Source organism: Pseudomonas lutea (assembly GCF_000759445.1).
GTDB classification, from domain to species: domain Bacteria; phylum Pseudomonadota; class Gammaproteobacteria; order Pseudomonadales; family Pseudomonadaceae; genus Aquipseudomonas; species Aquipseudomonas lutea.
Genome location: NZ_JRMB01000001.1, coordinates 759,763 through 783,277 on the forward strand (window position 1 = coordinate 759,763; position 23,515 = coordinate 783,277).

The following is a 23,515-nucleotide window of genomic DNA, read 5'->3' on the forward strand; positions in this document are numbered from 1 at the left end:
CCGAATGCGGCGAGGGCGTGCGTTGCGGATCGGGGCGGATCGGGGCGTAGAGGCGCTGATATGGGATGATCGCAGGCTGCGCCACAGGGCGGCGCAGGCGTGGGGGTGAAAGGCTTGAGTCGGGCCTCTTGTGTCAGACCTTGAAGAAGCTGACACGCTCGGTGAGTACGTCGGCCAAGGTCGACAGCTCACGGCTTGAGCGTGCTACCTGGTTGGAGCCGACTGCGGTTTCGAGCGCTGAATCGTGGATGCGATTGATGTTAACGCTGACGTCGTCGGCCACTGCCCGTTGCTGCGCGGCGGCGCTGGCGATCTGCGCGTTCATGTCGTTGAGTGCACCGACTTCGTGGCGGATCTTCACCAGAGCAGTCTGCGCGTCGTGGGTCTGCTCGACGGTACGCTGGGCCATCTCGCGGCTTTCGCGCATCAAATCGGCGGTTTTCACGGCGCCGGTTTGCAGTTGGCCGACCATCTCGCGAATCTCCTGGGTCGATTCCTGGGTACGGTTGGCCAGCGAGCGCACCTCATCGGCCACCACGGCGAAACCGCGGCCTGCTTCACCGGCGCGTGCCGCTTCAATGGCCGCGTTGAGCGCCAGCAGATTGGTGCGTTCAGCGATCGAGTTGATCACCGCCACGACATTTTCAATCGCCCGGCTGTCGCTGGAGACCTGTCCTACGGAATCGGCAGCGCTTTCCAGCTTGCGCGCCAACAGGTCCATGGCCTGCGCCGTGCCTTCGACCATGCGCTTGCCGTTCTCGACTTCTTCGTCGGCCGTTTGTGTAGCGTTGGCTGCCTGGCTGGCATAGCCCGCTACTTCCTTGACCGTGCTGGCCATCTGGTTGATCGCGGTGGCCATCTGTTGGGTTTCGCTGGCCTGCAGGCGCATCTGCTCGCTGTTGCTGTCGGAACTGGACAGCAACTGCGCGGAAGAATGAGTCAACGCTGTCGCTGCCGAACGTACCTCGGTGATGGTTGCCGACAAGTGCAGATTGGTCGCTTTGAGCGCGCCCATGACGCTGTCGGGGTAGGCCGTTTCGATCCTGTCGGTCAGTTGGCCGGCTGCCAGGCGGCGGATGGAGGCCGCAACCTGGTGGGGTTCGGCACCCAGGGTCGACTTGAGGCTGCGGATGATCAGCAGCGAGGCAATGATGCCCAACACCACGGCAACGCCGGTGGCCAGTAGCATCAGCGAGGCGAATTGCGACGCAGTGGCCCGTACCGAAGTGATATGCCCACCAATGGTCGATTCTTCCAGATCAATCAACGCATTGATGCGGGCGAGCCAGTCTTTGTAAGCGCCGGACACCTGCTCCATCAACACCGTCTGGGCCTGGTCAATATCGCCCTGCTGGCGCAGTTTGAGCAGTTTTTCGGTGCTTGCCAGTGCAGTGCGCTCGGCCGACTTCACGTTCGCCAGCAATTCTTGTTCACGAGGTGAAGCGCCCTTGCTCTGGAAGATCCGGTCCATGGGCGCCGCGGATGCCTGATAAAGCCCGTCGAGACGCTCGATATCGCGCAAGTGCGTGGCCAGGCCTGCATCGTTGCGCACCAGCACGGCATCCCGCAGCGCAATGGCGCGGTCGTGAACGCTGCCGCGGAAATTGATCGCGTAACGCTGCTTGATGGTGGCGTCTTCGCTGACGTCTGTGAGCGTCGATTCAATCACCCTGACCCGGTTCACGCCTACCAGCGTCAGCAGGATCATCAGTGCGAGGACGAGCCCGAAGCCCAGGCCAAGACGCTTGGCTATCGTGAGATCTTTGAACATGGAGGCACCTGAGAAATAAGTTGCGTGATATTAGAGTGCTACTATGAGGCGCACCTTATATCTAAGTTCACTCTCATTTGCCTCGTTATTTATCTATCGTGCCCATAGAGACCATTCAGGCATCGGGCGGGAATTTTCTGCATTCAGCTGTGTCACGCGGTTCACGGTAGTTGCCTTGCGCAGGCATAAAAAAAGCCACCGCACTGAGGTGGGTGGCTAAAAGTCTTACCAAAGGAATGATGAAGCGGAGCATGATCCAGTCGCCTGACGCTGCGGAGTCATCAAGCAATTGAGTCGTGTTCTTCATCGCCGACGACGGTAACACCGGCTGAAAGCTTTGGACTATTACGAAGATCGATAGTGACTATCAAGAGCGGTGTGGCTATCGCCGCGTCTTACGGTGCTAAAAGACTGCCGCAGGACCGCGAGCGCTCTAACCCGGTACTGCGGTGAGTGCCAGGGCGTGCAATACCTATAAAGACAGTGTGTCGTGCTTTGGATTTTTTGCGGTCACCATCTGCCAACCGCCCGGCCCTGCGTTGAACTTTCATATGAACTCGAAACTGAACGCCGCATCGAAGTGCGGATGTGCTGGGCCTTAATCAGACAGGGGATAACAATGACGTTCGTAAAATGGAATCTGATGACGCTGGCCGTCTCGCTTGGTGTGAGTCAATGGGCAACGGCAGGGGTTGTCAGTGATCAATCAGAGGCCAAAGGCTTTGTCGACGACAGCAGCCTGACCGTTCACCTGAAGAACTATTACTTCAACCGCGACAACAAGAATGGCAAGGACGACAGCAAGGACTGGACCCAGGGCGTCCTCGGCAACTTCAGTTCCGGCTTTACCCAGGGCACGGTAGGTTTCGGTGTCGACGCTTACGGTTACTGGGGCTTGAAGCTTGATGGCGGTGGCGGTACCACCGGCACTGGCAACCTGCCGGTGGACAGCCATGGCGATCCGCAGGATGAATACGGCACGGCAGGCGGCGCGCTGAAAATGCGTATCTCCAAGACCGAACTGCGTTACGGCAACCTGCAGCCAGAGGCGCCTGTGTTCGCGGCCGGAGGCTCTCGTTTGTTTCCGCAAACGGCGACCGGCTTCAACCTGCTCAGCAGCGATATTGCCAATCTTGAACTTGACGGCGGCCACTTCACCGGCAGCAACGGCCCGGTGACCACCAACAACGATCATGGTATCTGGGCGGCGTACGCCAACGTTGAAGCGAGCAGCATTGATTACGCTGGCGGCAAATACGCGATCAACGATAACTTCACGGTCAGCCTGTACGGCTCGGACCTTAAAGATGTCTGGCGTCAGTACTACGGTAATGCCAATTACACCTTGCCGCTGTCTGACCAGCAGTCAGTGAATCTGGATTTCAATATTTACCGCACCAATGACACTGGCGCCGCCAAGGCGGGGGATATCAGCAACACAACGTGGTCGCTGGCTGCCGCGTATTCGTTTCTCACCGCGCATACGCTGACGCTGGCCTATCAAAAAGTTCACGGCGACACCCCCTTCGACTACGTGGCGTTTGGCAATAACGGCGCAGGCGATACGGGCGATTCGATATTGCTGGCCAACTCTGTTCAGTATTCCGACTTCAACGGCCCGGGTGAAAAGTCCTGGCAGGCCCGGTACGACTTGAACATGGCCACTTACGGTGCGCCCGGCTTGAGTTTCATGGTGCGGTATATCCACGGTGACGACATTGACGGTTCGCATATCCCGTCCAACAGCACTTACACCGGTTATGGCGATGACGGTGATCACCATGAGACTAACCTGGAGGCCAAGTACGTGGTGCAATCCGGCCCGGCCAAGGACTTGTCGTTGCGCATGCGTCAGGCGTGGCACACCGCTAATGGTGATCAGCCCGACGGCGACGTCAAAGAGTTTCGCCTGATCGCCGATTACCCGATCAATATCTTTTGAGGATTCGCAGTTTGATGTAACCGTTTCGCTCTGACAAAAAGCCAGGCAGTCCGAGAGGTGCCTGGCTTCTTATCGTCTGCACTCCGGGATGCGGCAGGAGGGCATGCCCCCTCCCGGCTGAAGCCGGTCCCACTGAAAGCAAAGCAAAGCAAAGCAAAGCAAAGCAAAGCAAAGCAAAGCTAAGCAAAACTAAGCGTGCGGTCAGCGGCATGAACATTGTAGGACCGGCTTCAGCCGGGAAGGGGCCGGAACGTGCAACACCTCTGTGAGCGCATTCAGTTTGGCGTGTGATCACCGCGAATCGAGTGGTTGGCCATGTGCTCCAGGCCCTTGATCAACCCCGAGTGATCCCAGCCACTCCCGCCCAGCGCCGCGCAGGTGCTGAACACTTGCTGCGCGTTGGCGGTGTTGGGCAGGTTCAGCCCCAGTTCGCGTGCGCCCTCAAGCGCCAGGTTCAAGTCCTTCTGATGCAGGGCAATCCTGAAGCCCGGACTGAACGTCCCGTTGATCATCCGTTCGCCATGCACTTCCAGAATTTTCGACGAGGCGAATCCGCCCATCAGCGCCTCGCGCACTTTGGCCGGATCAGCGCCGTTCTTCGAGGCAAACAGCAAGGCCTCGGCAACCGCCTGAATGTTCAGCGCGACGATGATCTGGTTGGCCACTTTGGCGGTCTGCCCGTCGCCGTTGCCGCCGACCAGGGTGATGTTTTTACCCATGGCCTGGAAAAGGGGCAGGGCACTGTCAAACGCGGCCTGCTCGCCACCGACCATGATGCTCAGCGTCGCGGCCCTTGCGCCCACCTCACCCCCGGACACCGGAGCGTCAAGGTAGCGCGCGCCGGTCGCGTTGATCTTCTCGGCGAAGCCTTTGGTTGCCGATGGTGAGATCGAGCTCATGTCGATCACCAACTTGCCTGCGCTGCAGCCTTCGCTCAGCCCGTTTTCGCCGAACAGCACGTCATTGACCTGCGGGGTGTCGGGCAGCATGACGATGATGAACTCCGCCTCTTGCGCCACCTCCCGCGGATTGGCCAATACCATGGCGCCGCCGTCTATCAGAGCCGCAGGTGGTGAACTGAAGTGCCGGGAAAGAATAAGTTGATGGCCTGCGTTCTGCAGGTTTTGCGCCATGGGCAGGCCCATGATGCCGGTGCCGATAAAGCCGATGGTGGCCATGAGTTGTTCCTCTTGTGAGACAGGTCGGATTGGATAGCCCGGATTAATCGCTCGGACGTGTTCGCGAATCAGTCGCGCAGTGGGGCTCGTGCAGTGAGGCTCGTGCAGTGAGGCTCGTGTAGCCGCGCGCTTGCCCGCGAGGGCAATTGGCGCCTGACGCCGGAGTTCGCATGACACATGCAATTGCCGGCAAGCGCGCGCCGACACGGCGCAGGTCACACCAGATTGTGTGCCTTCAACCAGCCCAGTCCTGCCTCGGTGGTGGTCAGGGGTTTGTACTCACAGCCGATCCAGCCGCGATAGCCCAACCGGTCCAGGTGCCTGAACAAAAAGCCGTAGTTGATCTCGCCCGTGCCCGGTTCATGCCGACCAGGGTTGTCTGCCAACTGCACGTGCCGGATCACCGGCAGGTGCTTTTCCAGGGTGCGGGCCAGGTCGCCTTCCATGATTTGCATGTGGTAGAGGTCGTATTGCAGCGACAGATTTTGGCTGCCGACCTTGTCGCGAATCGCCATCGCCTGGGCCGTGGTGTTCAGGTAGAAGCCCGGAATGTCGAGGGTGTTGATCATTTCCATGACCAGTCCGATCCCTTGGGCCTGGAGCCGGTCGGCGGCGTATTTGAGGTTGTCGACGAAGGTTTTTTCAATCAGTCCTTCATCCACCCCTGGAGGCTTGATCCCGGCGAGGCAATTGACCTGTGTGTTGCCCAGGACCTTGGCGTAGGCGATGGCCAGATCGACCCCTGCGTAGAATTCCTCAACTCGATCAGGATGACAGGCGATTCCGCGCTCGCCGTTGGCCCAATCGCCGGCCGGCAGGTTGAACAGCACCTGGGTCAGACGGTTGCGCTCCAGTTCGGCTTTGATCTGGGCCGAGCTGAAATCGTAGGGAAACAGGTATTCCACTCCGCTGAAAGGAACGTTGGCGGCGGCTTCAAAGCGCTGCAGAAAATCCACCTCAGTGAACAACATCGACAGGTTGGCGCATAAACGCGGCATGGCGTACTCCTTGTTTGTAAGCGGCAAAGGGGAGCGCGATCAGTCCAGCAGGCTGACGGCGGTAGGGGCGTCGCATCGCGTTTCGGCCAGCGCCTCGAACTCGTTGATGGCGTTGATTTCGGTGCCCATCGCGATATTGGTGACACGCTCCAGAATGACCTCCACCACCACCGGCACGCGGTATTGCTGCATCAGCCCCGAGGCTTCGGCGAAGGCAGCCTGCAAGTGGGCTGGATCGAAAACGCGTATCGCCTTGCAGCCCAGCCCTTCGGTTACCGCGACGTGGTCAACGCCGTAGCCCTCCAGCTGCGGGGCATTGACGTTGTCGAAGGCCAGTTGCACGCAGTAATCCATGTCGAAATTACGCTGAGCCTGGCGAATGAGGCCGAGGTAGGCGTTGTTCACCACCACGTGGAGGTACGGCAGCTTGAACTGGGCGCCCACTGCGAGTTCTTCGATCATGAACTGGAAGTCGTAGTCACCCGACAGGGCGACCACGCGGCGGCTCGGGTCGGCCTTCACCACGCCCAGTGCTGCCGGAATGGTCCAGCCCAGTGGGCCGGCCTGGCCGCAGTTGATCCAGTGGCGCGGCTTGTACACGTGCAGCAGCTGCGCGCCGGCAATCTGCGACAGGCCGATGGTGCTCACATAACAGGTGTCCTTGCCGAAGTAGCGGTTCATCTCCTCATACACGCGCTGGGGCTTGACCGGGATGTCCCCATAATGGGTTTTGCGCTGCAGCGTGCGCTTGCGCTCCTGACAACTGGCGAGCCACGCGCGGCGGTCTTTCAACTTGCCTGCCGTGTGCCATTCGCGCGCCACGTCGATGAACATCGCCAGCGCCGCGCCTGCGTCAGAGACAATCCCCAGGTCCGGGGTCAGAACCCGGCCGATCTGTGTCGGTTCGATGTCGACGTGGATGAACGTGCGCCCCTCGCTGTACACCGAAACCGTACCGGTATGCCGGTTGGCCCAGCGGTTGCCGATGCCGAGGACCAGATCGGACGCCAGCATTGTGGCGTTGCCGTAGCGGTGGGACGTTTGCAGGCCGACCATTCCGGCCATTTGCGGGTGATCGTCAGGGATGGCGCCCCAACCCATCAGTGTCGGAATAACCGGGATGCCGGTGAGTTCGGCGAACTCCACCAGCGCGCCCGACGCGTCGGCGTTGATGATCCCGCCGCCCGCGACGATCAATGGACGCTCGGAGGCGTTGAGCATCGCCAGGGCTTTTTCGATCTGCCTGCGACTGGCCTGGGGTTTGATCACCGGCAGGGGTTCGTAGGCGTCGATGTCGAATTCGATCTCGGCCATCTGCACGTCGAACGGCAAGTCGATCAGCACCGGACCGGGTCGGCCACTGCGCATCAACTGAAAGGCCTTCTGAAACACGTAGGGCACCTGACCGGGTTCCATCACCGTGGTCGCCCACTTGGCGACGGGTGCGGCGATGCTGGCAATGTCCACCGCCTGGAAGTCTTCCTTGTGCAGGCGCGCACGCGGCGCCTGGCCGGTGATGCACAGGATCGGGATCGAATCGGCCGACGCGGAATACAGACCGGTGATCATGTCGGTGCCCGCGGGCCCTGACGTGCCGATGCACACGCCAATGTTGCCGGCCACTGCGCGGGTGTAGCCCTCGGCCATGTGCGAGGCGCCTTCGACATGACGCGCCAGGACATGATCGATGCCGCCTAGTTTCTTCAGTGCGGCGTACAGGGGGTTGATGGCGGCGCCGGGAATACCGAACGCGGCGCTGACGCCTTCACGGCGCATGACCAGAACGGCGGCCTCAATGGCTCTCATGACGGGCATTGGGTATTCTCCTGAACTCGATAGTTTTTGTATGTGAACAGCGTGATTTGAAACCGCCTGGTTGTGAATGGCTGTTTTAATCCGTTCTATCGGTATCTGGAGTATCGAATGGACCGTTACACCGAGTTGCGCAGTTATGTTCTTGTCGCTACGCGCGGCAGCTTTGCCGGCGCCGCGCTGGTGGAGGGCGTCACGCCAGTGATCATGGGGCGGCGGCTAAGCGCGCTGGAGGATCGGCTGGGGGTCAAGCTGATCCATCGCTCCACTCGCGGCCTGACCCTCACGGAAGCTGGCGAGTCGTATCTTGAGAACGCCAGGCGGGTGCTGCAGACGTTTGAAGAGCTGGACGCCAGCATCAGCGAGAACGAGAGCAGCGTTCGCGGGCACTTGGTGGTGTCGGCGCCGGCCGGTTTCGGACGCCGGCATGTCGCGCCCCATGCCCCGGAATTTCAGGCGCGGTTCCCGGACCTGCAGCTGTCCTTCAACCTCACCGACAACGTGGTGGACCTGGTGCGTGAGGGCTACGACATGAGCATCCGCATCGGCGAGGTGCTCGACCCCAATTATGTGGCCATCAGGCTGTACGCCAATAAACGCGTGGTGTGTGGGTCACCGGCGTATTTCGCCAGGCACGGTTTCCCGCAGACCCTTGAAGACCTCGCGCAGCACAATTGCCTGTCCTTCAACCTGCAGGGCGGACAGCACCGGGGCTGGACGTTTCAGCGCGACGGCAAACCGGTGGCCATCAAGGTGACGGGCAATCTCTACTGTAACGACGGCGAGTTGCTGTTTGACTGGGCCAGGCGCGGGCTGGGCTTGAGCTGGCGCTCGACCTGGGAAATTCAGAATGAAGTGCAAAGCGGCGAACTGGTCACCGTGCTGGACGAGTTTGCCTTGCCCAGCTACGACATCCAGGGGGTATACCCGCAACAGCATTACCTGCCGGCAAAGGTGCGGTTCTTCATCGCGTTTTTGAAAGAGGTGTACAACCGGCCGGGGTACTGGCGGCAGGCGTGAGGGAGGCCTCAGCGGCACTCACTGCAAAAGCTTCCCGGCTAAAGCCGGTCCCACAAGGGGATTGCATTTGCTGCGACACCCCGGACCTCTGTAGGAGCCGGCTTGCTGGCGAATGGCCGGTCCAGTCACCACATCTCTGGCGGGTGTTCGATTTTTCGCGGGCAAGCGCGCTCCTACACGTTGGGACTGCGATTCACCAGCGAGCCGGCACCTGCAGGTCGGCGTGCCGACAGGCATGTTGAGGCCGACGCAAAAACTGTAGGAGTGAGCTTGCTCGCGATAGCGGTGGCTCAAAGACGTTGATATCGACTGACCCGGTGCCTTCGCCAGCAAGCCGGCTCCTACAGATCGGTGAATGGATACCCGAAGGCGGAGCCGGTTAGATCAGCTCGACAACCACCGGCGGCAGACCACGGATCTCGCCTACGGCCAGGCCTGGCCCGGAGGTTTTGTACATGCCGGTATACGACCCGGTGGTGATCACCATCTCCGGTGTCACGGTCAAGCCGTTCTGGGTGTGGTGGTTGACCAGCCACGGCAGCAGGCGCCGTGGATCACCGGCAGGATTAGCGCCGTCGCCGGGCACGATGTCTTCATCCGCGAAGGTGAAGGTCAGGGCAGGCTCGACGAAGGGGAAGTGCGGGTCGTAGTCAACGAACTCGCCAATGATCAACGCGCCGTGGTTGAGCAGATCGCCCAACGCCAGCAGCGGTTCGATTTTCGGCCAGGCGGCAAAGCGGCTCGACACCACTTCAATGGTCGCGCCCATCGTGGCGATGCTGCCCAGCACCTCATCATCCGAATAGGGCTGTTCGCGTGGGGTGAATGCGCGGCTGAGGCGGAAGGCGATTTCCAGCTCAAGGATGGGCGAAGGGTAATCGACGCATTCGACCTGACTGCCGCTGGCAAAAATACCGTCGTCCGGCAACAGCGCACCGTTGATTGGCCCGGTCGGCGACTTGGAACCGACTTTCCAGCCGCCGACTGAGGTCTCGCGCAGACGCAGGATTTCGCGTTGCAACGCGTAGGCGCTGGCGGCATCGACAGGCACGCTGTCAGCGGGGATTTCGGTGATTTTCTGACCGCGATGCATGGCATCGACAATCAACTGGGCAATGTTCGCTGGGTGAGACGATGGATTCACGCGGGTCTTCCTTCAGGCCATTGATGGAAAGCGCTCCGGGCCGGTCGCCGTAACGGCGAGGGCCTTTCGGAGCCAGCGTGACTACTCTAACCCGATTTGCGGCATCACATCCCAGCGCAAGCACAAAAGGGCGTTAGCTGTGCTCGCACGCGTCACCCAGACGTGTGTACTCCAGTTTGTGGGCTACGCCTTTGCTGTCGATGTATTCCATATGTGCCTTGACCGGGGCGCACGGGTTGGCGGCGTTATTGGCACTGGTGATACGCACCACCTTGGCAATGTCCAGGTCTTCGCTGTAATCGTACTGGGCCGTTTGCGCCGACGTTGCAGTCGAGGTCTGGGGTGAACCCGGCTCGCCGGCAAAGGCAAACAGGCTGGTGAGGAAAAGCGCGACAAACAGGGGAAGTTTCATGAGGGCTACTCGCAGGTCCGTGGAAGGCGAGCGCAGGGGAGTGGCTCGCTGATGGAGCCATCTTAGGCAGCCGCACGTGTGGCGAAAAATGGTGCGTGTCGATAACGCCCATCAGTGCAGCTGATGATCTTCAGCCCGGCAGAGGCCCGAGAATCTCGTGGATGAGCGCAATGAATGCATTCACCCGCCGTGACCCGCGATGGTTCGGCAGAAATAGCGCAGACACGTGACCCTTGGCATTGTCGGGATGCGCCGGCAGGTCAGCGAACAGCTCCAGCAACTGGCCACTTTCAATGTCCTGGCCCACCAGCCAGTCCGGCAGCAGCGCGACACCCGAGCCGGCCAGCACCAGTTCGCGCAGCACCTCGGCGTTGTTGCTCTTGAAGCGCCCGCGCACCGGCACGCGAACCTCGCCACTGTCAGCAATGAACGTCCACGCCTGCTGCGGATTGCCAAAGTTGAAACGCAGGCAATCGTGACCGGCAAGGTCTTGCGGTATCTGCGGCTGGCCGTGGTCGGCGAGGTAGTGCGCGCTGGCCACGACCCGTCGGCGGAACTGGCCGACCGGTCGACAGACCACGCCATCCATGGCCGCAGGCGTTCCCAGGCGGATCGATACATCGACGCGATCGGCAAACAGATCGACGACCGTGTCAGTCAGCGTGATGTCCAGCTCCAGGCGCGGATGACGTGCCATGAAGTGCGCCAGGTGTGGCGCGATGACCCGGCGCCCGAATGCGGTCGGCACTGACACCCGCAGCGGCCCGGAAGGCTCGTCCTGGCTGTCCATCACGGTGGCGTCGGCTTCTGCCAGATCATCCAGAATCTTGCGCGCGCGCAGGTAATACGCCGCCCCCGCATCGGAGATCGTGACCTGCCGCGTCGAGCGATTGAGCAGCACCGTGCCCAGTTCGGCTTCCAGGGCATCGATCATGCGCGTGACGCTGGAGGTGGCGACGCCTAGCTGTCGAGCGGCTGCGGAAAAGCCTTTCACATCGACCGTTTCCACGAACATCTTCAGCGCCAGCAGCTTGTCCATGAGTCTGTGTTCCTGTGCGGTGAGTGCAATGCGCAATGCTGCCGACAGTCGCAGCCGGGCGCGCGGCGGGTCAGCGTGGTCCGGCGTTGTAGTCCAGATCTTCGCGTAAACGCTGGACGCAGAAGTCGACAAAAGAGCGCACCTTGGACGAACCCCGGCGGCCCTCGACGTAGACCACGTAAACCGGCAAGGGCGTGACCTCGAAGGTTTCGAGCACCGCACGCAGTGTGCCCGCCTGCAGGTGCTGACGGATCTGATACGACGGCACCTGGGTCAGACCCCAACCATCAAGAGCGGCATGAATCGAGGCCGTAAACGAGGTCAACGACAGCCGCGATTGCACCTTCAGTTCCTGATGCTGGCCATCGATCCGGAACGTCCATGCGGGGCTGCGCCCGCCGATCATGACGGACACGGTTTCCCGTTCGACCAGCTCCTGCGGGTGCAAGGGCGTACCGTGGGTCGCCAGATAGTCAGGGGAGGCGCAGACCATGCGGCGGACAGCGCCAACCTGAATGGCGGTCATGGAAGAGTCGGCCAGTTCGCCGATGCGCACCGACACGTCAATGCCTTCTTCCAGCTGACCCGCCACGCGGTCCATCAACAGGCCGCGAATCTGCACCTGGGGATGGTGGCTGAGGTAATCGGTCATGACCGGGGTGACATGCAGGTCACCGAACACCTGCGGCGCGGTGATGGTCAGCAACCCGCGCGGCGTGGCGTGGATGCCGGCGGCTGCGCTTTCCGCCTCATGCAGGTCGGCCAGCAGGCGCCGGCAGTCTTCGGCAAAGCGCTGGCCGGATTCGGTCAGCCGCAACTGCCGGGTGGTGCGCACAATGAGCAATGTGCCGAGGCGCGCTTCAAGCTGCGCGACGGCACGGGTCACGGTGGCCGTGGACACGTTCAGATTGCGCGACACCGCCGCGAAGCTGGGGCCTTCGGCGACAGCGGCGAAGAGGGTCATTTCCTGGATGCGGTCCACTGAGCGTCCTTCGAGCCGACAAGAACGGCAGTCTGAGGGAAATCCGGGCGAGCGGAAAGGGCTGTTCCAGCCAGCCGGAAAAACGACCGCGCGGTCATGTTTGCTTGGTGATCCGTGCACGGCTTCTATATTCTTGCTGACGCTGGACTTCTCGTACGGCTGGCCGGCATTCGGCACGGCAATGGACACCCGCATTCACGCAAGGCCAAAGGAACGCTGATGAGCACCACCAGCACGCCGCTCTCCGGCGTCAACCAGCCATTGAAGGGCATCGCACTGATCCTGTTTGCGACCTTTCTGTTTTCCAGCCACGACACCCTGTCCAAATACCTTTCCGGCATTTACCCGATCATGATGGTGGTCTGGGTCCGTTACGTCGTGCACACCGGGCTGATGGCGTGCATTTTCATGCCGTCCTCCGGGCTGCGCGTGCTGCGCACCAAGCGCCCCGGGCTGCAGGCGCTGCGGGCGGTGTGCCTGCTGGGCACCAGTTTGCTGTTCACCAGCGGCCTGATGTTCATCCCCATCGCCGAAGCCACGGCGGTCAACTTCCTCGCGCCGTTACTGGTGACGGCCTTGTCGGTGCCGTTGCTCAAGGAGAAGGTCAGCCGTGGTCAATGGATCGCCGTGCTGGTGGGCTTCAGCGGCGTGCTGGTCATCGTTCATCCTGGCGGCGAACTGTTCAGGCCGGCGGTGTTGCTGCCGCTGGGCTCGGCCTTGTGCTTTGCCTGCTACCAGCTGCTGACCCGTCTGGTCGCGGCCCACGACAGCCCGACCACCAGCAACTTTTTTGCCGGCCTGTTCAATAGCCTGTTGATGAGCGCGGTCGTGCCGTTCTTTTGGCAATCGCCGGAATGGAAGCACATTCCGTTCATGCTGGCCCTTGGCAGCTGCGGAATGGTCGCGCACTTGATGCTCACCCAGGCGTTCCGCTTTGCAGCGCCGGCGATGCTGGCACCATTCGGCTACTGCCAGATCGTCTTTGCCGGGGTATGGGGCTATATCGTCTTCAACCACGCGCCGTCACTCACGGCACAGGCCGGCATCGCAATCATCTGCCTCAGCGGCCTGGCGGCTGCCTGGCAACAACGGAAGAAGGGCGGTTGACGCCGGATGGCTTCATGGTTGGCGCGGTGTCTTGACGTGCTGTTCGAGGGTCAACGCGCCTGCAATCGCGCCGCGCTGAAGTCGTTTTTTTCAACGCCTGAGTCCGGCGAGCTTCATGCGCTGTTTTCCGCGTCCACGCGCATCTTCACAGTCACACCCGATCCACACGCTCTTTTTGCCTGAGGCCGAACGATGTCGCAACGCCAGTCCACGCTGATCGCCCTGCTGGTGGCCGTCACCTTTTTCATGGAGAACCTCGACGCCACGGTGATCGCCACGGCGATGCCGGAGATGGCCAAGACATTCGGTGTGGCGGCGGTGGATCTGAACATCGGCATGAGCGCTTACATGCTGGCGATTGCCGCGTTCATTCCACTCAGCGGCTGGCTGGCCGATCGTTTCGGGTCGCGACGTGTCTTCGGCGCAGCGATCGTGCTGTTCACCGCGTCCTCGATGTTGTGCGGTCTTAGCAGCAGCCTCGAAGCCTTCGTCGCTGCCCGGGTGCTGCAAGGCATGAGCGGCGCGATGATGGTCCCGGTGGGGCGGCTTGCGGTGATGCGCGCGACGGAGAAAAAGGACCTGGTCCGGGCTATTTCGCTGATCACCTGGCCGGGGCTGGTGGCGCCGATACTCGGGCCGCCACTGGGCGGGTTCATCGTCACCCATGCCTCATGGCCATGGATCTTCTACCTCAACCTGCCCCTCGGCGTGCTGGCCTTGATCGCCACGCTGATCCTCATCCCCAGGCACAACGAGACCCGCGCACGGGCGTTTGACCTCAAGGGATTTTTGTTGCTGGGCATCGCCTGCACCGCGCTGCTCTTCGGCATGGAGCGGCTTGGGCAGGGCCACGGCAGCCAATGGCCGGGTCTTGCCGTCGTAGCACTTGGCATTGTCAGCGGCGCCCTGGCCTGGCGGCACATGCGCGCTCACCCGCATCCGCTGATGAACGTGGCGGTGGTGCACATCCGCACGTTCAGCGTCAGCCTGCTGGGTGGCTCGGTGTTTCGCATTGCCATCAGCACCTTGCCGTTCCTGCTGCCGCTGATGTTCCAGTTGGGCTTCGGCCTGTCCGCGTTCGATGCCGGCTTGCTGGTGCTGGGCGTGTTTGCCGGCAATCTGGCGATGAAACCCTTCACCAGCGTCATCATGCAGCGCTGGGGTTTTCGCCAGGTGCTGCTGGTCAACGGGTGTATCGGCGTGGCGGCCATCGCCGCCTGCGCGTTGCTTGAGCCGGGCATGTGCTGGCCGCTCATTCTGCTGATTCTGTTCATCGGCGGGCTGTCGCGCTCGATGCAGTTCACGGCGTTCAACACCCTGGGCTTCGCCGACGTGCCCAAGCCACATATGAGTGATGCCTCGACGATGTTCAGCATGTGCTTCCAGCTGAGCATGGGCCTGGGCGTGGCGATTGCCGCGTTATTGCTGCGCGGTGCGATGTACGTGCATGGCAATGACGGGCACGCCATGACCGCCGATTTCCAGCTGACGTTCCTCGGCGTGGCGCTGATTGCGGCGTTGGCGTTGCTGGACAACCGCCGTGTGTCGGCGCGGGCGGGTGAGGCGCTGCTGCAACCCAAGACCTGACAGGTTTGCGGCCGCGGGCCCGGTAACGAGCCTCCGCACTGGCCAAAACCGTCAGGCGTTCTGCGCGCTTTGACTATTGCCCATCGGCGCGCCAGAGCGGAGTATTTCGTCACTCCAACAATAAAAGTCTAAGGACGACACAATCATGCAGATCGAAGGCAAGGTGTTTCTGGTCAGTGGCGGCGCGTCCGGGCTGGGTGCGGCCACCGCACAGATGCTCGTTGACTCAGGGGCCAGCGTGATGCTGATCGACGTCAACGCCCAGGCGCTCGCCGCCCAGGTGCAGACGCTGGGCGCCAATGCCCGCGGCACTGTGTGCGACATCACCCAGGAAAGCGCGGTGCAAGCGGCGCTGGACGATGCCCTGGCTGCGTTTGGCCAGATCAACGGCGTCGTCAACTGCGCAGGCATCGTCGGCGCCGAAAAGATCCTGGGCAAAGAAGGCCCTCATGCTCTGGACAGTTTCAGCCGCGTCATCAACGTCAACCTCATCGGCAGCTTCAATCTGTTGCGCCTCGCTGCGGTTGCGATTGCCGAAAGCGCGCCTGATGCGGGCGGCGAGCGCGGCGTCATCATCAACACCGCTTCGGTTGCAGCGTACGACGGCCAGATCGGCCAGGCCGCCTATGCAGCGTCCAAAGGCGCCATTGTCAGCCTGACGCTGCCGGCCGCCCGTGAACTGGCGCGCTACGGCATTCGCGTCATGACCATCGCCCCGGGGATCTTTGAAACCCCGATGATGGCCGGCATGACTCCGCAGGTTCGCGAGAGCCTGTCCGCCGGGGTGCCATTTCCGCCGCGGCTCGGCAAGCCGGAAGAATACGCAGCGCTGGTGCGCCACATCATCGACAACAGCATGCTCAACGGCGAGGTCATCCGCCTCGACGGTGCCCTGCGCATGGCTGCGCGCTAATCGAGGAGGCTTCATCATGTCACTGAACAAACGCCAGATTCCGAATGACGACCCCGTGGTGATCGTCAGTGCCGCGCGCACGCCCATGGGCGCCTTTCAGGGTGATCTGAAAAGCCTGACCGCCCCGGAGCTGGGCGCCGCAGCCATTCGCGCCGCCGTGACCAGGGCGGGTATCGAGCCCGCCGACGTCGACGAGGTGCTGTTCGGCTGTGTGCTGCCGGCCGGTCTCGGCCAGGCGCCGGCGCGCCAGGCCGCATTGGGCGCCGGGCTGGGCGATGCCACCCCATGCACGACGTTGAACAAGATGTGCGGATCGGGCATGCAGGCGGCCATTCTTGGCCACGACATACTCCTGGCAGGCAGCGCCGAGGTGGTGATCGCCGGTGGCATGGAAAGCATGACCAACGCGCCGTATCTGTTGGAGAAAGCCCGCAGCGGCTATCGCATGGGTCACGGCAAAATCATCGATCACATGTTTCTCGATGGCCTCGAAGACGCCTACGACCGCGGTCGCCTGATGGGCACCTTCGCCGAGGAGTGCGCAGGCCTTGAGAATTGCAGCCGGGAGGCGCAGGACGCCTTTGCCGTCGCGTCTCTGACCCGTGCGCAGGAAGCCATGACGCGGGGCTGGTTCGATGCTGAAATCGTCCCGGTTGAAGTCACCGTGGGCAAGGAGCGCAAAACCATCCGCCAGGATGAACAACCGCCCAAGGCCCGGCTGGACAAGATCCCTCAGCTCAAACCTGCGTTCCGTGAAGGCGGCACGGTGACGGCGGCCAACTCAAGCTCGATCTCCGATGGCGCGGCGGCGTTGACCCTGATGCGCCAATCCGAAGCCCGGCGACGTGGGCTTGCTCCCCTGGCGGTCATTCACGGCCACGCCGCTTACGCCAACGAACCCGGCCTGTTTCCGACGGCGCCGGTGGGGGCAATTGACAAGCTGATGAGCAAAACCGGGTGGTCGCTGAGCGAAGTCGATCTGTTCGAGATCAACGAGGCATTCGCAGTGGTAGCGCTGGTGACGATGAGCCGGCTGCAACTGCCACACGAGAAGGTGAACGTGCACGGCGGAGCTTGTGCCCTGGGGCATCCCATCGGTGCATCGGGTGCGCGAATTCTGGTGACGCTGCTGTCGGCCCTGAAGCAACGCGGGCTGCGGCGCGGTGTGGCAGCGATCTGCATCGGCGGCGGAGAGGCGACTGCGATGGCGGTTGAACTTATTGACTGAAATCAACGGGTTACAGGTCGTAATCAATCTAGATAGTCGCGTTGCCGATCAGGTTTGGCTATTTGAATAATAAGGATAAAAATCAATGAGTTACTTGACAATCCTAAAAGAGATCAAAGGTCGTGTTGCGCTGCTGACCCTCAATCGTCCTGAGGCGCTGAACGCCCTCAATGCGCAGCTGATCAGCGAGCTCAACCACGCCCTCGACGAGCTGGAGCGTGACCACGGCATTGGCTGCATCGTGCTCACCGGCTCGGCCAAAGCGTTCGCTGCCGGCGCGGACATCAAAGAGATGGCCGAGCTCAAGTACCCGCAGATCTACCTGGAGGATTTGTTCAGCGACAGCGACCGGGTGGCTAATCGCCGCAAACCCATCATCGCCGCCGTGTCCGGCTTTGCCCTGGGTGGGGGCTGCGAACTGGCGTTGATGTGCGACTTCATCCTGGCGGCAGACAACGCACGATTCGGCCAGCCGGAAATCAAGCTGGGCGTGTTGCCGGGAATGGGCGGTACGCAGCGGCTGACCCGCGCGGTCGGCAAGGCCAAGGCCATGGAAATGTGCCTGACGGGGCGCATGATCGACGCTGTGGAGGCGGAAAGCGCCGGGTTGGTGGCGCGGATAGTGCCTCAAGAGCAATTGCTTGATGAAGCACTGAAAGTCGCGGCGGTGATCGCCGCAAAATCCTTGCCGGTGGCGATGATGGTCAAGGAAAGCGTCAACCGCGCCTTTGAGGTCAGTCTGGCCGAGGGGATTCGTTTTGAGCGCCGGGTGTTTCATGCCGCGTTTGCCAGTGAAGACCAGAAGGAAGGCATGGCGGCTTTCATTGAAAAGCGCGAACCGGCGTTCAAGCACCGTTGATTGAGTCGCGCGTGGTTGCCCCTCAACGTCCGCTTATGTCCGGTGATGTTTGGCACCGGGGGCAGGTCTCTGAGTCAGGCAGTGGCAGGCCAGCGCTTGGCAGGGGTGTGTTCTGGCGCCGGCGTGTATAAAATGCGCCGGTCGCCGCGGTTGCACCCCGGCAAGTCATCATCGATTACCCATTTTCAGCGTTTACCGCTACTGGCCGGGCGTGCGAAGTGCGCGGGCTGCGAGCGGTTTATCGCCATCGGAACAAGAGAGCAATCATGGGCGCACAGTGGAAGGTCAAACACAAAGAAGCGGCTGCCAACGCCAAAGGGCGGATTTTCGGCAAGCTGTCCAAAGAGATCATGATTGCCGCGCGTTCAGGGGCTGATCCCGACATGAATGCGCGCCTGCGTCTGGTGGTCGAGCAGGCCAAAAAGGCCTCCATGCCGCGCGAAACCCTTGAGCGCGCCATCAAAAAAGGCGCCGGGCTGCTGGGCGAGCACGTGCACTTCGAGAAGCTCACCTACGAAGGCTTTGCGCCGCACAAGGTGCCGGTCATCGTCGAATGCCTGACCGACAACATCAACCGGACCGTGTCCGAGATTCGCGTGCTGTTCCGCAAGGGCCAGCTGGGCGCCGAGGGCTCGATCACCTGGGACTTCGATCACTTGGGCATGATCGACGCGGCGGCTACGTCCGCCGATGCCGATGCCGAAGAAGCCGCCATCGAGGCCGGCGCGCAGGACGTTGAACAAGGCGAAGAGGGCGTCGCGACGTTCTATACCGATACCACTGACCTTGACGCGGTGTGCAAGGCGCTGCCTGACTTCGGCTTCACCGTTGAGTCCGCGAAAATCGGCTACCGCCCGAAGAATCCGGTCGAGGGTCTGAGCGAGGAGCAAATGGCCGAGGTTGAAGCATTCCTTGAAGCCATCGACAGCCACGATGACGTGCAGAACGTCTACGTGGGGCTCGCCGGTTAACGCTGCGGTGGGTGGGGATCGGTCCTGCCGGTGCTGGCTAAGCCGTTGAACCTGATGCCTCAACGACCTCGGCATAACGCGCCGTCTGCACAGATCCCGAACGCAGCGCAGAACCTGTAGGAGCCGGCTTGCTGGCGAACTCGGTCAAGCAGCGATAAAGATGTCGACTGACACGACGCGTTCGCCAGCAAGCCGGCTCCTACAGAAATGGGATTTCATTCTAATAACGGCGGTGTGCTTGGCTTCTACAGGAAGGGATTTTATTCGATTGACGGTGGTGTGTCTGGCTGCTTCAGCCTGATTTTCAGGCTGGCATAGATCCCGAACGCAGCGCAAAAACCTGTAGGAGCCGGCTTGCTGGCGAATCCGGTGTGTCTGCCATAGAGATGTCGACTGACACGACGGGTTCGCCAGCAAGCCGGCTCTTACAGAATAGGATTTCATCCGACTGACGGTGATGTGCCTGGCTGCTTCAGCGTGATTTTCAGGCTGGCACAGATACCGAACACGCGCAAAAACCTGTAGGAGCCGGCTTGCTGGCGAACCCGGTGTATCTGCCATAAAGATGTCGACTGACACGACGGGTTCGCCAGCAAGCCGGCTCCTACAGAATGGGTTTTCAGCCGATTGACGGTGGTATGCCTGGCTCCTGCAGAATCGGATTTCATTCGAGTAACGGTGGTATGCCTGGCTGCAGCGGTGTTTGCCGGCCCCTACGTTTAATCCGAGGCAAGGTCTAACGACCTCTGCACGCTGCAACCCGCTTCAAACCCCAAATATTCAGGCATCAAGCTGCCGCTCGATCTCCGCAAACCCGGGCCGCTGCATCGCGTCCGCCTGCACGCAGCGCTGTGCCAACTGCTGCAACCGCGCAGTGTGCGGGTCGCTCGCCTCGCAACAGTCCAGCAATTCCCTCAACAGTATCCCGAACGCCCTGACCTCGATGCGTTCCAGCCTGAGGCTGGTTTCAACGTCGGGATAAAACGCGGCTGCGCCAAAGTCGCCGAGCAACGTGTCGCCGTGTTCGTTCCACAGAATATTGTGCGCGTACAGGTCACCGTGGTTGATACCGCGGGCGTGCAAGTGCCCGCAGGCGGCGGCAATTCCGGCAGCCATTCGCGTTACGCTCGACAGGCTGAGCTGCGTGCCGCCATAGGTGTCTCGGGTGCAGGATTCCAGGGTCGGCGGGCGGGCGAGGGTCATGAAGGAGGGCGCAATCAGTTCCAGAACCAGCCCTCGTACGGCCTGCGGATGGTCTTCGATCTGCCCGAGCACCGGGATCAAATGCGCATGCCGACCCGCTGCGATACACGCCTGCATCTCGTTCAACGGCGAACCGTCGCTGGTGACGTCGCCCTTGTACAGCTTCACCGCCACGTCGATTGCCGGGGTGACGTCGTCCGCGCGCCACACGGCCTGTTGAATCACCCCCGAAGCGCCTTCTCCCAGTACCTGTTGCAGCGTCAACTGCTGCCAGGGAATCTGCCGGACCGGCGCCTCGGTATGAATGTCGTTCAGCGGGTTGCCGGCGAATGCCAGCCAGGCCAGCGCAGGCATCTCCAGCAGCCAGCGCGGCAGCTCATGCAGTTGATTGACCGCGATGCGCAGCAATTCGAGGCGCTGGCAGCCGGCCAGCGATTCAGGCAATTGTCTCAGCCGATTGCCGGCAAGCATCAGTTTTTGCAGCTGCGCGCACCCTCCGATGGCGTCGGGCAGTGTTTCGATGCGGTTGTCCGTCAGCACCAGCGAGCGCACGTTCGGCGGCAGGGCGCTGGCGGGCACTTCGACGATCTGGCAGGCCTTGAAACCGACGAAAAACAATGCCTCGCACTGGCCCAGGCATTCGGGCAAGCGGGTGAAAGGATTGTTGGAGCAAAACAGGACTTTCAGGTGCTTGAGGCGATGCAGATCGGCCGGCAATTCAGTCAGCTGGTTGCCACTCAGATCCAGCACCTCCAGCGAATCGGCCAGGCTGAAGATTTCCTCGGGGAATGTGCTGAGGCCGTCTTTGAGGGTTAGCCGCGTGACGCCGGCCAGTTTGCCGGAACGCAGGTCTGCAAGGGTATGCATGGGGGGAAGGGCACCTATGATCGATGAGCCGGCATGATAGCGGCTCATCGTCCTGCGCGCTCGGCCGGTGAGGCCGTTACCGCAGCGCAACCCTGCGCGGCAACCTGCGCGGCAGTTGTGTCGTTAGGGCGATCAGCTCAGGCAGCGGTCCAGCAATTGATGCACGCGTTCAAGGCTCGGAGCCGATTCGGCATACAGAATGCGGTAAACCATCGGTGCCACCACGGCGTCGACCAGATCATCGGCCGAAGGGCTGTGTTCGCCGCGTTCCCGGGCGCGGTCGATGATGATCTGCAGCTGGTCGCGCACTATGTTCAGGCATTTGCCCGAGCACAGCGTGGCACTGCTCGCAACCACGTCGCGCATCATTTCCCGGCCTGGGGCGGAATTGGTTTCTTCAAGATAGACCTCGACCCACGTGCGCAGGTCATCGCGCAGGTTGCCGCAATCGACGGGTTCGTCCGGGCGCAGGCGTTCAACAGCGGCGTCGGCCAACAGCGAGGTCAGGTCACCCCAGCGCCGGTATATGGTCGACGGCGTGACGCCGGCACGGGCCGCAATCATGGGCACGCTGAGGGCAGAACGCTCTTGCTCCTGGAGCAAGTCGCGCACGGCTGCGTGAATCGATGTCTGCACCCGCGCACTGCGGCCGCCGGTGCGAATGCCTTCTTTGATAGCCATGGTGCGGACCTTAACACAAAGTATTTGCTTTAAGCGGAAGCTGATCGCACACTCCAAACGCTAATTCATAGCTTTTGTGGCGTGCTTTTTTGGGAGAGTGTACCCGTGTCTGATTCTTTGCAGTACCCGCATGTCGATGGCCGGAGGCGCAGTCACCTTGGATTCCTGGCGTTCGTGCTGCTGTGTTTCTTCGCGGCCTCCAGTGCGCCCACTCCGCTTTACCACCTCTATCAGCAGGCCTGGGGGTTTTCGTCGGCGCTGCTGACGATCATTTTTGCGGTTTATGCGTTGAGCCTGCTGGCCACGTTGCTGGTGTTCGGCTCGCTGTCGGATTACCTCGGCCGGCGACCGGTCATCTTCCTTGGGCTGCTGCTGGAAATCGTCTCGATGCTGGTGTTCATCACTGCCACCGATGTCAGCGGGTTGATCCTCGCCCGGGTGCTGCAAGGCGTGGCGACGGGGATCGCGACCAGTGCGCTGGGCGCGGCGATGCTGGACAGCGACGCCCGGCAAGGTCCGCTGCTCAACAGCATCACACCCATGTTCGGCATGGCGTTGGGCGCTCTGGGCACCAGCGCGCTGGTGGCGTATGCACCATTGCCCATGGCCCTGGCTTACGGGCTGCTGCTGACGGCGTTCGTGGGGCAGGCGCTTTACCTGCTGCGTGTGGCCGAGACGGTGACACCGCAGCCCGGCGTTCTAAAAACGTTGAGACCCAGGCTGGCGGTGCCGGCCCAGGCGCGGTCGATGCTGTTGTTGGTGCTGCCGGCGGACATCGCCGCCTGGGCGCTGGGCGGGTTTTTCCTGTCACTGGCGCCTTCTTTGCTGGCGGCAGCCACGGGCTCCACGTCGGTACTCAATGGCGGATTCGCGGTGGCGGCGCTGACCATCAGTGGCGCCTTGTCCATCCATAGCCTGAGGCTGCGGGCGCCCCGGCTGGCTTTGCTGGTTGGCTGCAGTTTTCTGGCAATCGGGGTGTCGGTGATCCTGGCGGCCGTCAATCTTGGCTGGCTGTGGTTGTTTTTCACGGGGGCGGTGGTCGCCGGGGTCGGCTTCGGCGCCAGCTTTCTTGGCGCCTTGCGCCTGCTGCTGCCGCTGGCGCACGCCCACGAGCGGGGCGCATTGATGGCGGCTTTTCTGGCCCTGAGTTACCTGGCCTTTTGCGTGCCGGCATTGATTGCGGGAGTTTCGATTAAAGCGGCGGGGCTGGTGACCACCACCAACGTCTACGGTGGGATGGTGGTCCTGCTGGCCTTGTCGGCACTGGCCGGCCTGCTGGTTCAACAGGCCGGCCGCACCCGAGCGGCGTGAGTGGGTTAGCGGTTGTGACGCAGGATCGAGAAGTTAAGGGCGGCGGCAACGGTCAGCCACACCAGATAAGGGAACAGAATCAGCCCGGTGATGAGGTCCAGCTGAATCGCCATCACCACCATGGCCGCCACCACCAGCCAGAGCGCTACGATGATGACCATCCCGGCAAAGATCCGGTGGGCACCGAAGAATACCGGCGTCCACAAGGTGTTCAGCGCAATCTGCGCGGCCCACAAGGCCAGCACTGTCTGGCTGCCGGGGATGAGGGTCAGGCGATAACCGGCCCACGCCAGTAACAGATAAATGGTCGTCCAGGCCACCGGAAACAACCAGTTGGGCGGGGTGAAGCGGGGCTTTTGCAGCCCGTCGTACCAACTGCCGGGCTGAAACAGGATGCCGGTGCTACCGGCAGCGCAGCAGGCGATGAGGAAAATGTAGAAGGTCATGTGGGGTCCTTTGCTGAAACCGTTGGGTTGCCGACCGCTCGGCC

At 61.8% G+C, this 23,515-nt stretch carries 21 protein-coding genes and 1 pseudogene; 9 read left to right on the top strand and 13 right to left on the bottom strand.

From position 1 onward, the window contains the following. Nucleotides 1-133: 133 nt before the first annotated feature. The 3 genes and pseudogenes from LT42_RS26425 to LT42_RS25605 all read right to left on the bottom strand — a co-directional run bounded on the left by LT42_RS26425 (nucleotide 134) and on the right by LT42_RS25605 (nucleotide 2,078). The gene (locus tag LT42_RS26425; protein WP_420806888.1) at nucleotides 134-1,189 is read right to left on the bottom strand and encodes a methyl-accepting chemotaxis protein; all 1,056 of its coding nucleotides are present in this window, start codon (nucleotides 1,187-1,189) and stop codon (nucleotides 134-136) included. A gap of 72 nt (nucleotides 1,190-1,261) precedes the next feature. Beyond that, nucleotides 1,262-1,771 (bottom strand): annotated as a pseudogene (locus LT42_RS26430) (MCP four helix bundle domain-containing protein); the annotation flags it as partial. Between the two features lie 115 nt (nucleotides 1,772-1,886). Then, nucleotides 1,887-2,078: a hypothetical protein gene (locus LT42_RS25605; protein WP_152597578.1), complete on the bottom strand. Its 192-nt coding sequence runs from the start codon at nucleotides 2,076-2,078 to the stop codon at nucleotides 1,887-1,889. A gap of 312 nt (nucleotides 2,079-2,390) precedes the next feature. On the opposite strand from LT42_RS25605, the gene LT42_RS03220 reads away from it, so the two are divergent. Further along, nucleotides 2,391-3,713: an OprD family porin gene (locus LT42_RS03220; protein ID WP_037009897.1), complete on the top strand. Its 1,323-nt coding sequence runs from the start codon at nucleotides 2,391-2,393 to the stop codon at nucleotides 3,711-3,713. Nucleotides 3,714-3,988: 275 nt separating this feature from the next. Here LT42_RS03220 and LT42_RS03225 read toward each other — a convergent pair whose 3' ends face one another. The 3 genes from LT42_RS03225 to gcl all read right to left on the bottom strand — a co-directional run bounded on the left by LT42_RS03225 (nucleotide 3,989) and on the right by gcl (nucleotide 7,704). After that, nucleotides 3,989-4,891: a 2-hydroxy-3-oxopropionate reductase gene (locus LT42_RS03225; RefSeq protein WP_037009899.1), complete on the bottom strand. Its 903-nt coding sequence runs from the start codon at nucleotides 4,889-4,891 to the stop codon at nucleotides 3,989-3,991. Between the two features lie 215 nt (nucleotides 4,892-5,106). Then, nucleotides 5,107-5,889, bottom strand: a complete 783-nt coding sequence (hyi, locus tag LT42_RS03230) for a hydroxypyruvate isomerase (protein WP_037009901.1) — start codon at nucleotides 5,887-5,889, stop codon at nucleotides 5,107-5,109. A 39-nt stretch (nucleotides 5,890-5,928) separates the two neighbouring features. After that, entirely contained in the window at nucleotides 5,929-7,704 is a 1,776-nt protein-coding gene (gene gcl / locus LT42_RS03235) for a glyoxylate carboligase (protein WP_037009904.1), read from the bottom strand. 108 nt (nucleotides 7,705-7,812) lie between these two features. Between gcl and LT42_RS03240 the strand changes: the two genes are divergently transcribed. Continuing rightward, nucleotides 7,813-8,721 carry a LysR family transcriptional regulator gene (locus tag LT42_RS03240; protein WP_037009906.1) on the top strand — a complete coding sequence of 303 codons (909 nt, stop codon included), beginning with the start codon at nucleotides 7,813-7,815 and terminating at the stop codon, nucleotides 8,719-8,721. Between the two features lie 379 nt (nucleotides 8,722-9,100). Here the strand turns inward: LT42_RS03240 and LT42_RS03245 are convergent, their stop codons facing one another. The 4 genes from LT42_RS03245 to LT42_RS03260 form a co-directional block, all read right to left on the bottom strand. Continuing rightward, complete coding sequence (locus LT42_RS03245) at nucleotides 9,101-9,865, bottom strand: 2-keto-4-pentenoate hydratase (protein WP_037009909.1); 765 nt, start codon at nucleotides 9,863-9,865, stop codon at nucleotides 9,101-9,103. A gap of 133 nt (nucleotides 9,866-9,998) precedes the next feature. After that, nucleotides 9,999-10,277, bottom strand: a complete 279-nt coding sequence (locus LT42_RS03250) for a DUF2790 domain-containing protein (protein ID WP_037009911.1) — start codon at nucleotides 10,275-10,277, stop codon at nucleotides 9,999-10,001. A 130-nt stretch (nucleotides 10,278-10,407) separates the two neighbouring features. Further along, a complete protein-coding gene (locus LT42_RS03255; RefSeq protein ID WP_037009913.1) occupies nucleotides 10,408-11,316 on the bottom strand; it encodes a LysR family transcriptional regulator in 909 nt (302 codons plus the stop codon). Between the two features lie 70 nt (nucleotides 11,317-11,386). Then, nucleotides 11,387-12,298, bottom strand: a complete 912-nt coding sequence (locus tag LT42_RS03260) for a LysR family transcriptional regulator (RefSeq protein ID WP_037009915.1) — start codon at nucleotides 12,296-12,298, stop codon at nucleotides 11,387-11,389. Nucleotides 12,299-12,517: 219 nt separating this feature from the next. Here LT42_RS03260 and LT42_RS03265 point away from each other — a divergent pair, with 219 nt between their 5' ends. The 6 genes from LT42_RS03265 (at nucleotide 12,518) to LT42_RS03290 (ending at nucleotide 18,963) form a co-directional block, all read left to right on the top strand. Continuing rightward, the gene (locus tag LT42_RS03265) at nucleotides 12,518-13,405 is read left to right on the top strand and encodes a DMT family transporter (protein WP_037009917.1); all 888 of its coding nucleotides are present in this window, start codon (nucleotides 12,518-12,520) and stop codon (nucleotides 13,403-13,405) included. Between the two features lie 192 nt (nucleotides 13,406-13,597). Then, on the top strand, nucleotides 13,598-14,992 hold the full coding sequence (locus tag LT42_RS03270) for a DHA2 family efflux MFS transporter permease subunit (RefSeq protein WP_037009919.1): 1,395 nt from the start codon (nucleotides 13,598-13,600) through the stop codon (nucleotides 14,990-14,992). A 145-nt stretch (nucleotides 14,993-15,137) separates the two neighbouring features. Continuing rightward, nucleotides 15,138-15,905 (top strand): SDR family NAD(P)-dependent oxidoreductase, encoded by a 768-nt coding sequence (locus LT42_RS03275; protein WP_037009922.1) that lies wholly within the window; start codon nucleotides 15,138-15,140, stop codon nucleotides 15,903-15,905. A 16-nt stretch (nucleotides 15,906-15,921) separates the two neighbouring features. Beyond that, nucleotides 15,922-17,133 carry an acetyl-CoA C-acyltransferase gene (locus LT42_RS03280; protein WP_037009923.1) on the top strand — a complete coding sequence of 404 codons (1,212 nt, stop codon included), beginning with the start codon at nucleotides 15,922-15,924 and terminating at the stop codon, nucleotides 17,131-17,133. An 85-nt stretch (nucleotides 17,134-17,218) separates the two neighbouring features. After that, nucleotides 17,219-17,992 (top strand): enoyl-CoA hydratase, encoded by a 774-nt coding sequence (locus tag LT42_RS03285; protein WP_037009925.1) that lies wholly within the window; start codon nucleotides 17,219-17,221, stop codon nucleotides 17,990-17,992. 266 nt (nucleotides 17,993-18,258) lie between these two features. Continuing rightward, a complete protein-coding gene (locus LT42_RS03290) occupies nucleotides 18,259-18,963 on the top strand; it encodes a YebC/PmpR family DNA-binding transcriptional regulator (RefSeq protein WP_037009927.1) in 705 nt (234 codons plus the stop codon). 780 nt (nucleotides 18,964-19,743) lie between these two features. On the opposite strand, the gene LT42_RS03295 is transcribed toward LT42_RS03290, so the two are convergent. Then, a complete protein-coding gene (locus LT42_RS03295; RefSeq protein ID WP_037009929.1) occupies nucleotides 19,744-21,033 on the bottom strand; it encodes a leucine-rich repeat-containing protein kinase family protein in 1,290 nt (429 codons plus the stop codon). Between the two features lie 132 nt (nucleotides 21,034-21,165). Further along, nucleotides 21,166-21,714, bottom strand: coding sequence for a TetR/AcrR family transcriptional regulator (locus LT42_RS03300; protein ID WP_037009931.1), 549 nt, complete (start codon nucleotides 21,712-21,714; stop codon nucleotides 21,166-21,168). Nucleotides 21,715-21,819: 105 nt separating this feature from the next. Here LT42_RS03300 and LT42_RS03305 point away from each other — a divergent pair, with 105 nt between their 5' ends. Next, nucleotides 21,820-23,025, top strand: coding sequence for an MFS transporter (locus LT42_RS03305; RefSeq protein WP_052075014.1), 1,206 nt, complete (start codon nucleotides 21,820-21,822; stop codon nucleotides 23,023-23,025). A 5-nt stretch (nucleotides 23,026-23,030) separates the two neighbouring features. Here LT42_RS03305 and tspO read toward each other — a convergent pair whose 3' ends face one another. Then, nucleotides 23,031-23,471 (bottom strand): tryptophan-rich sensory protein TspO, encoded by a 441-nt coding sequence (tspO, locus tag LT42_RS03310; RefSeq protein ID WP_037009934.1) that lies wholly within the window; start codon nucleotides 23,469-23,471, stop codon nucleotides 23,031-23,033. Between the last annotated feature and the right edge of the window lie 44 nt (nucleotides 23,472-23,515).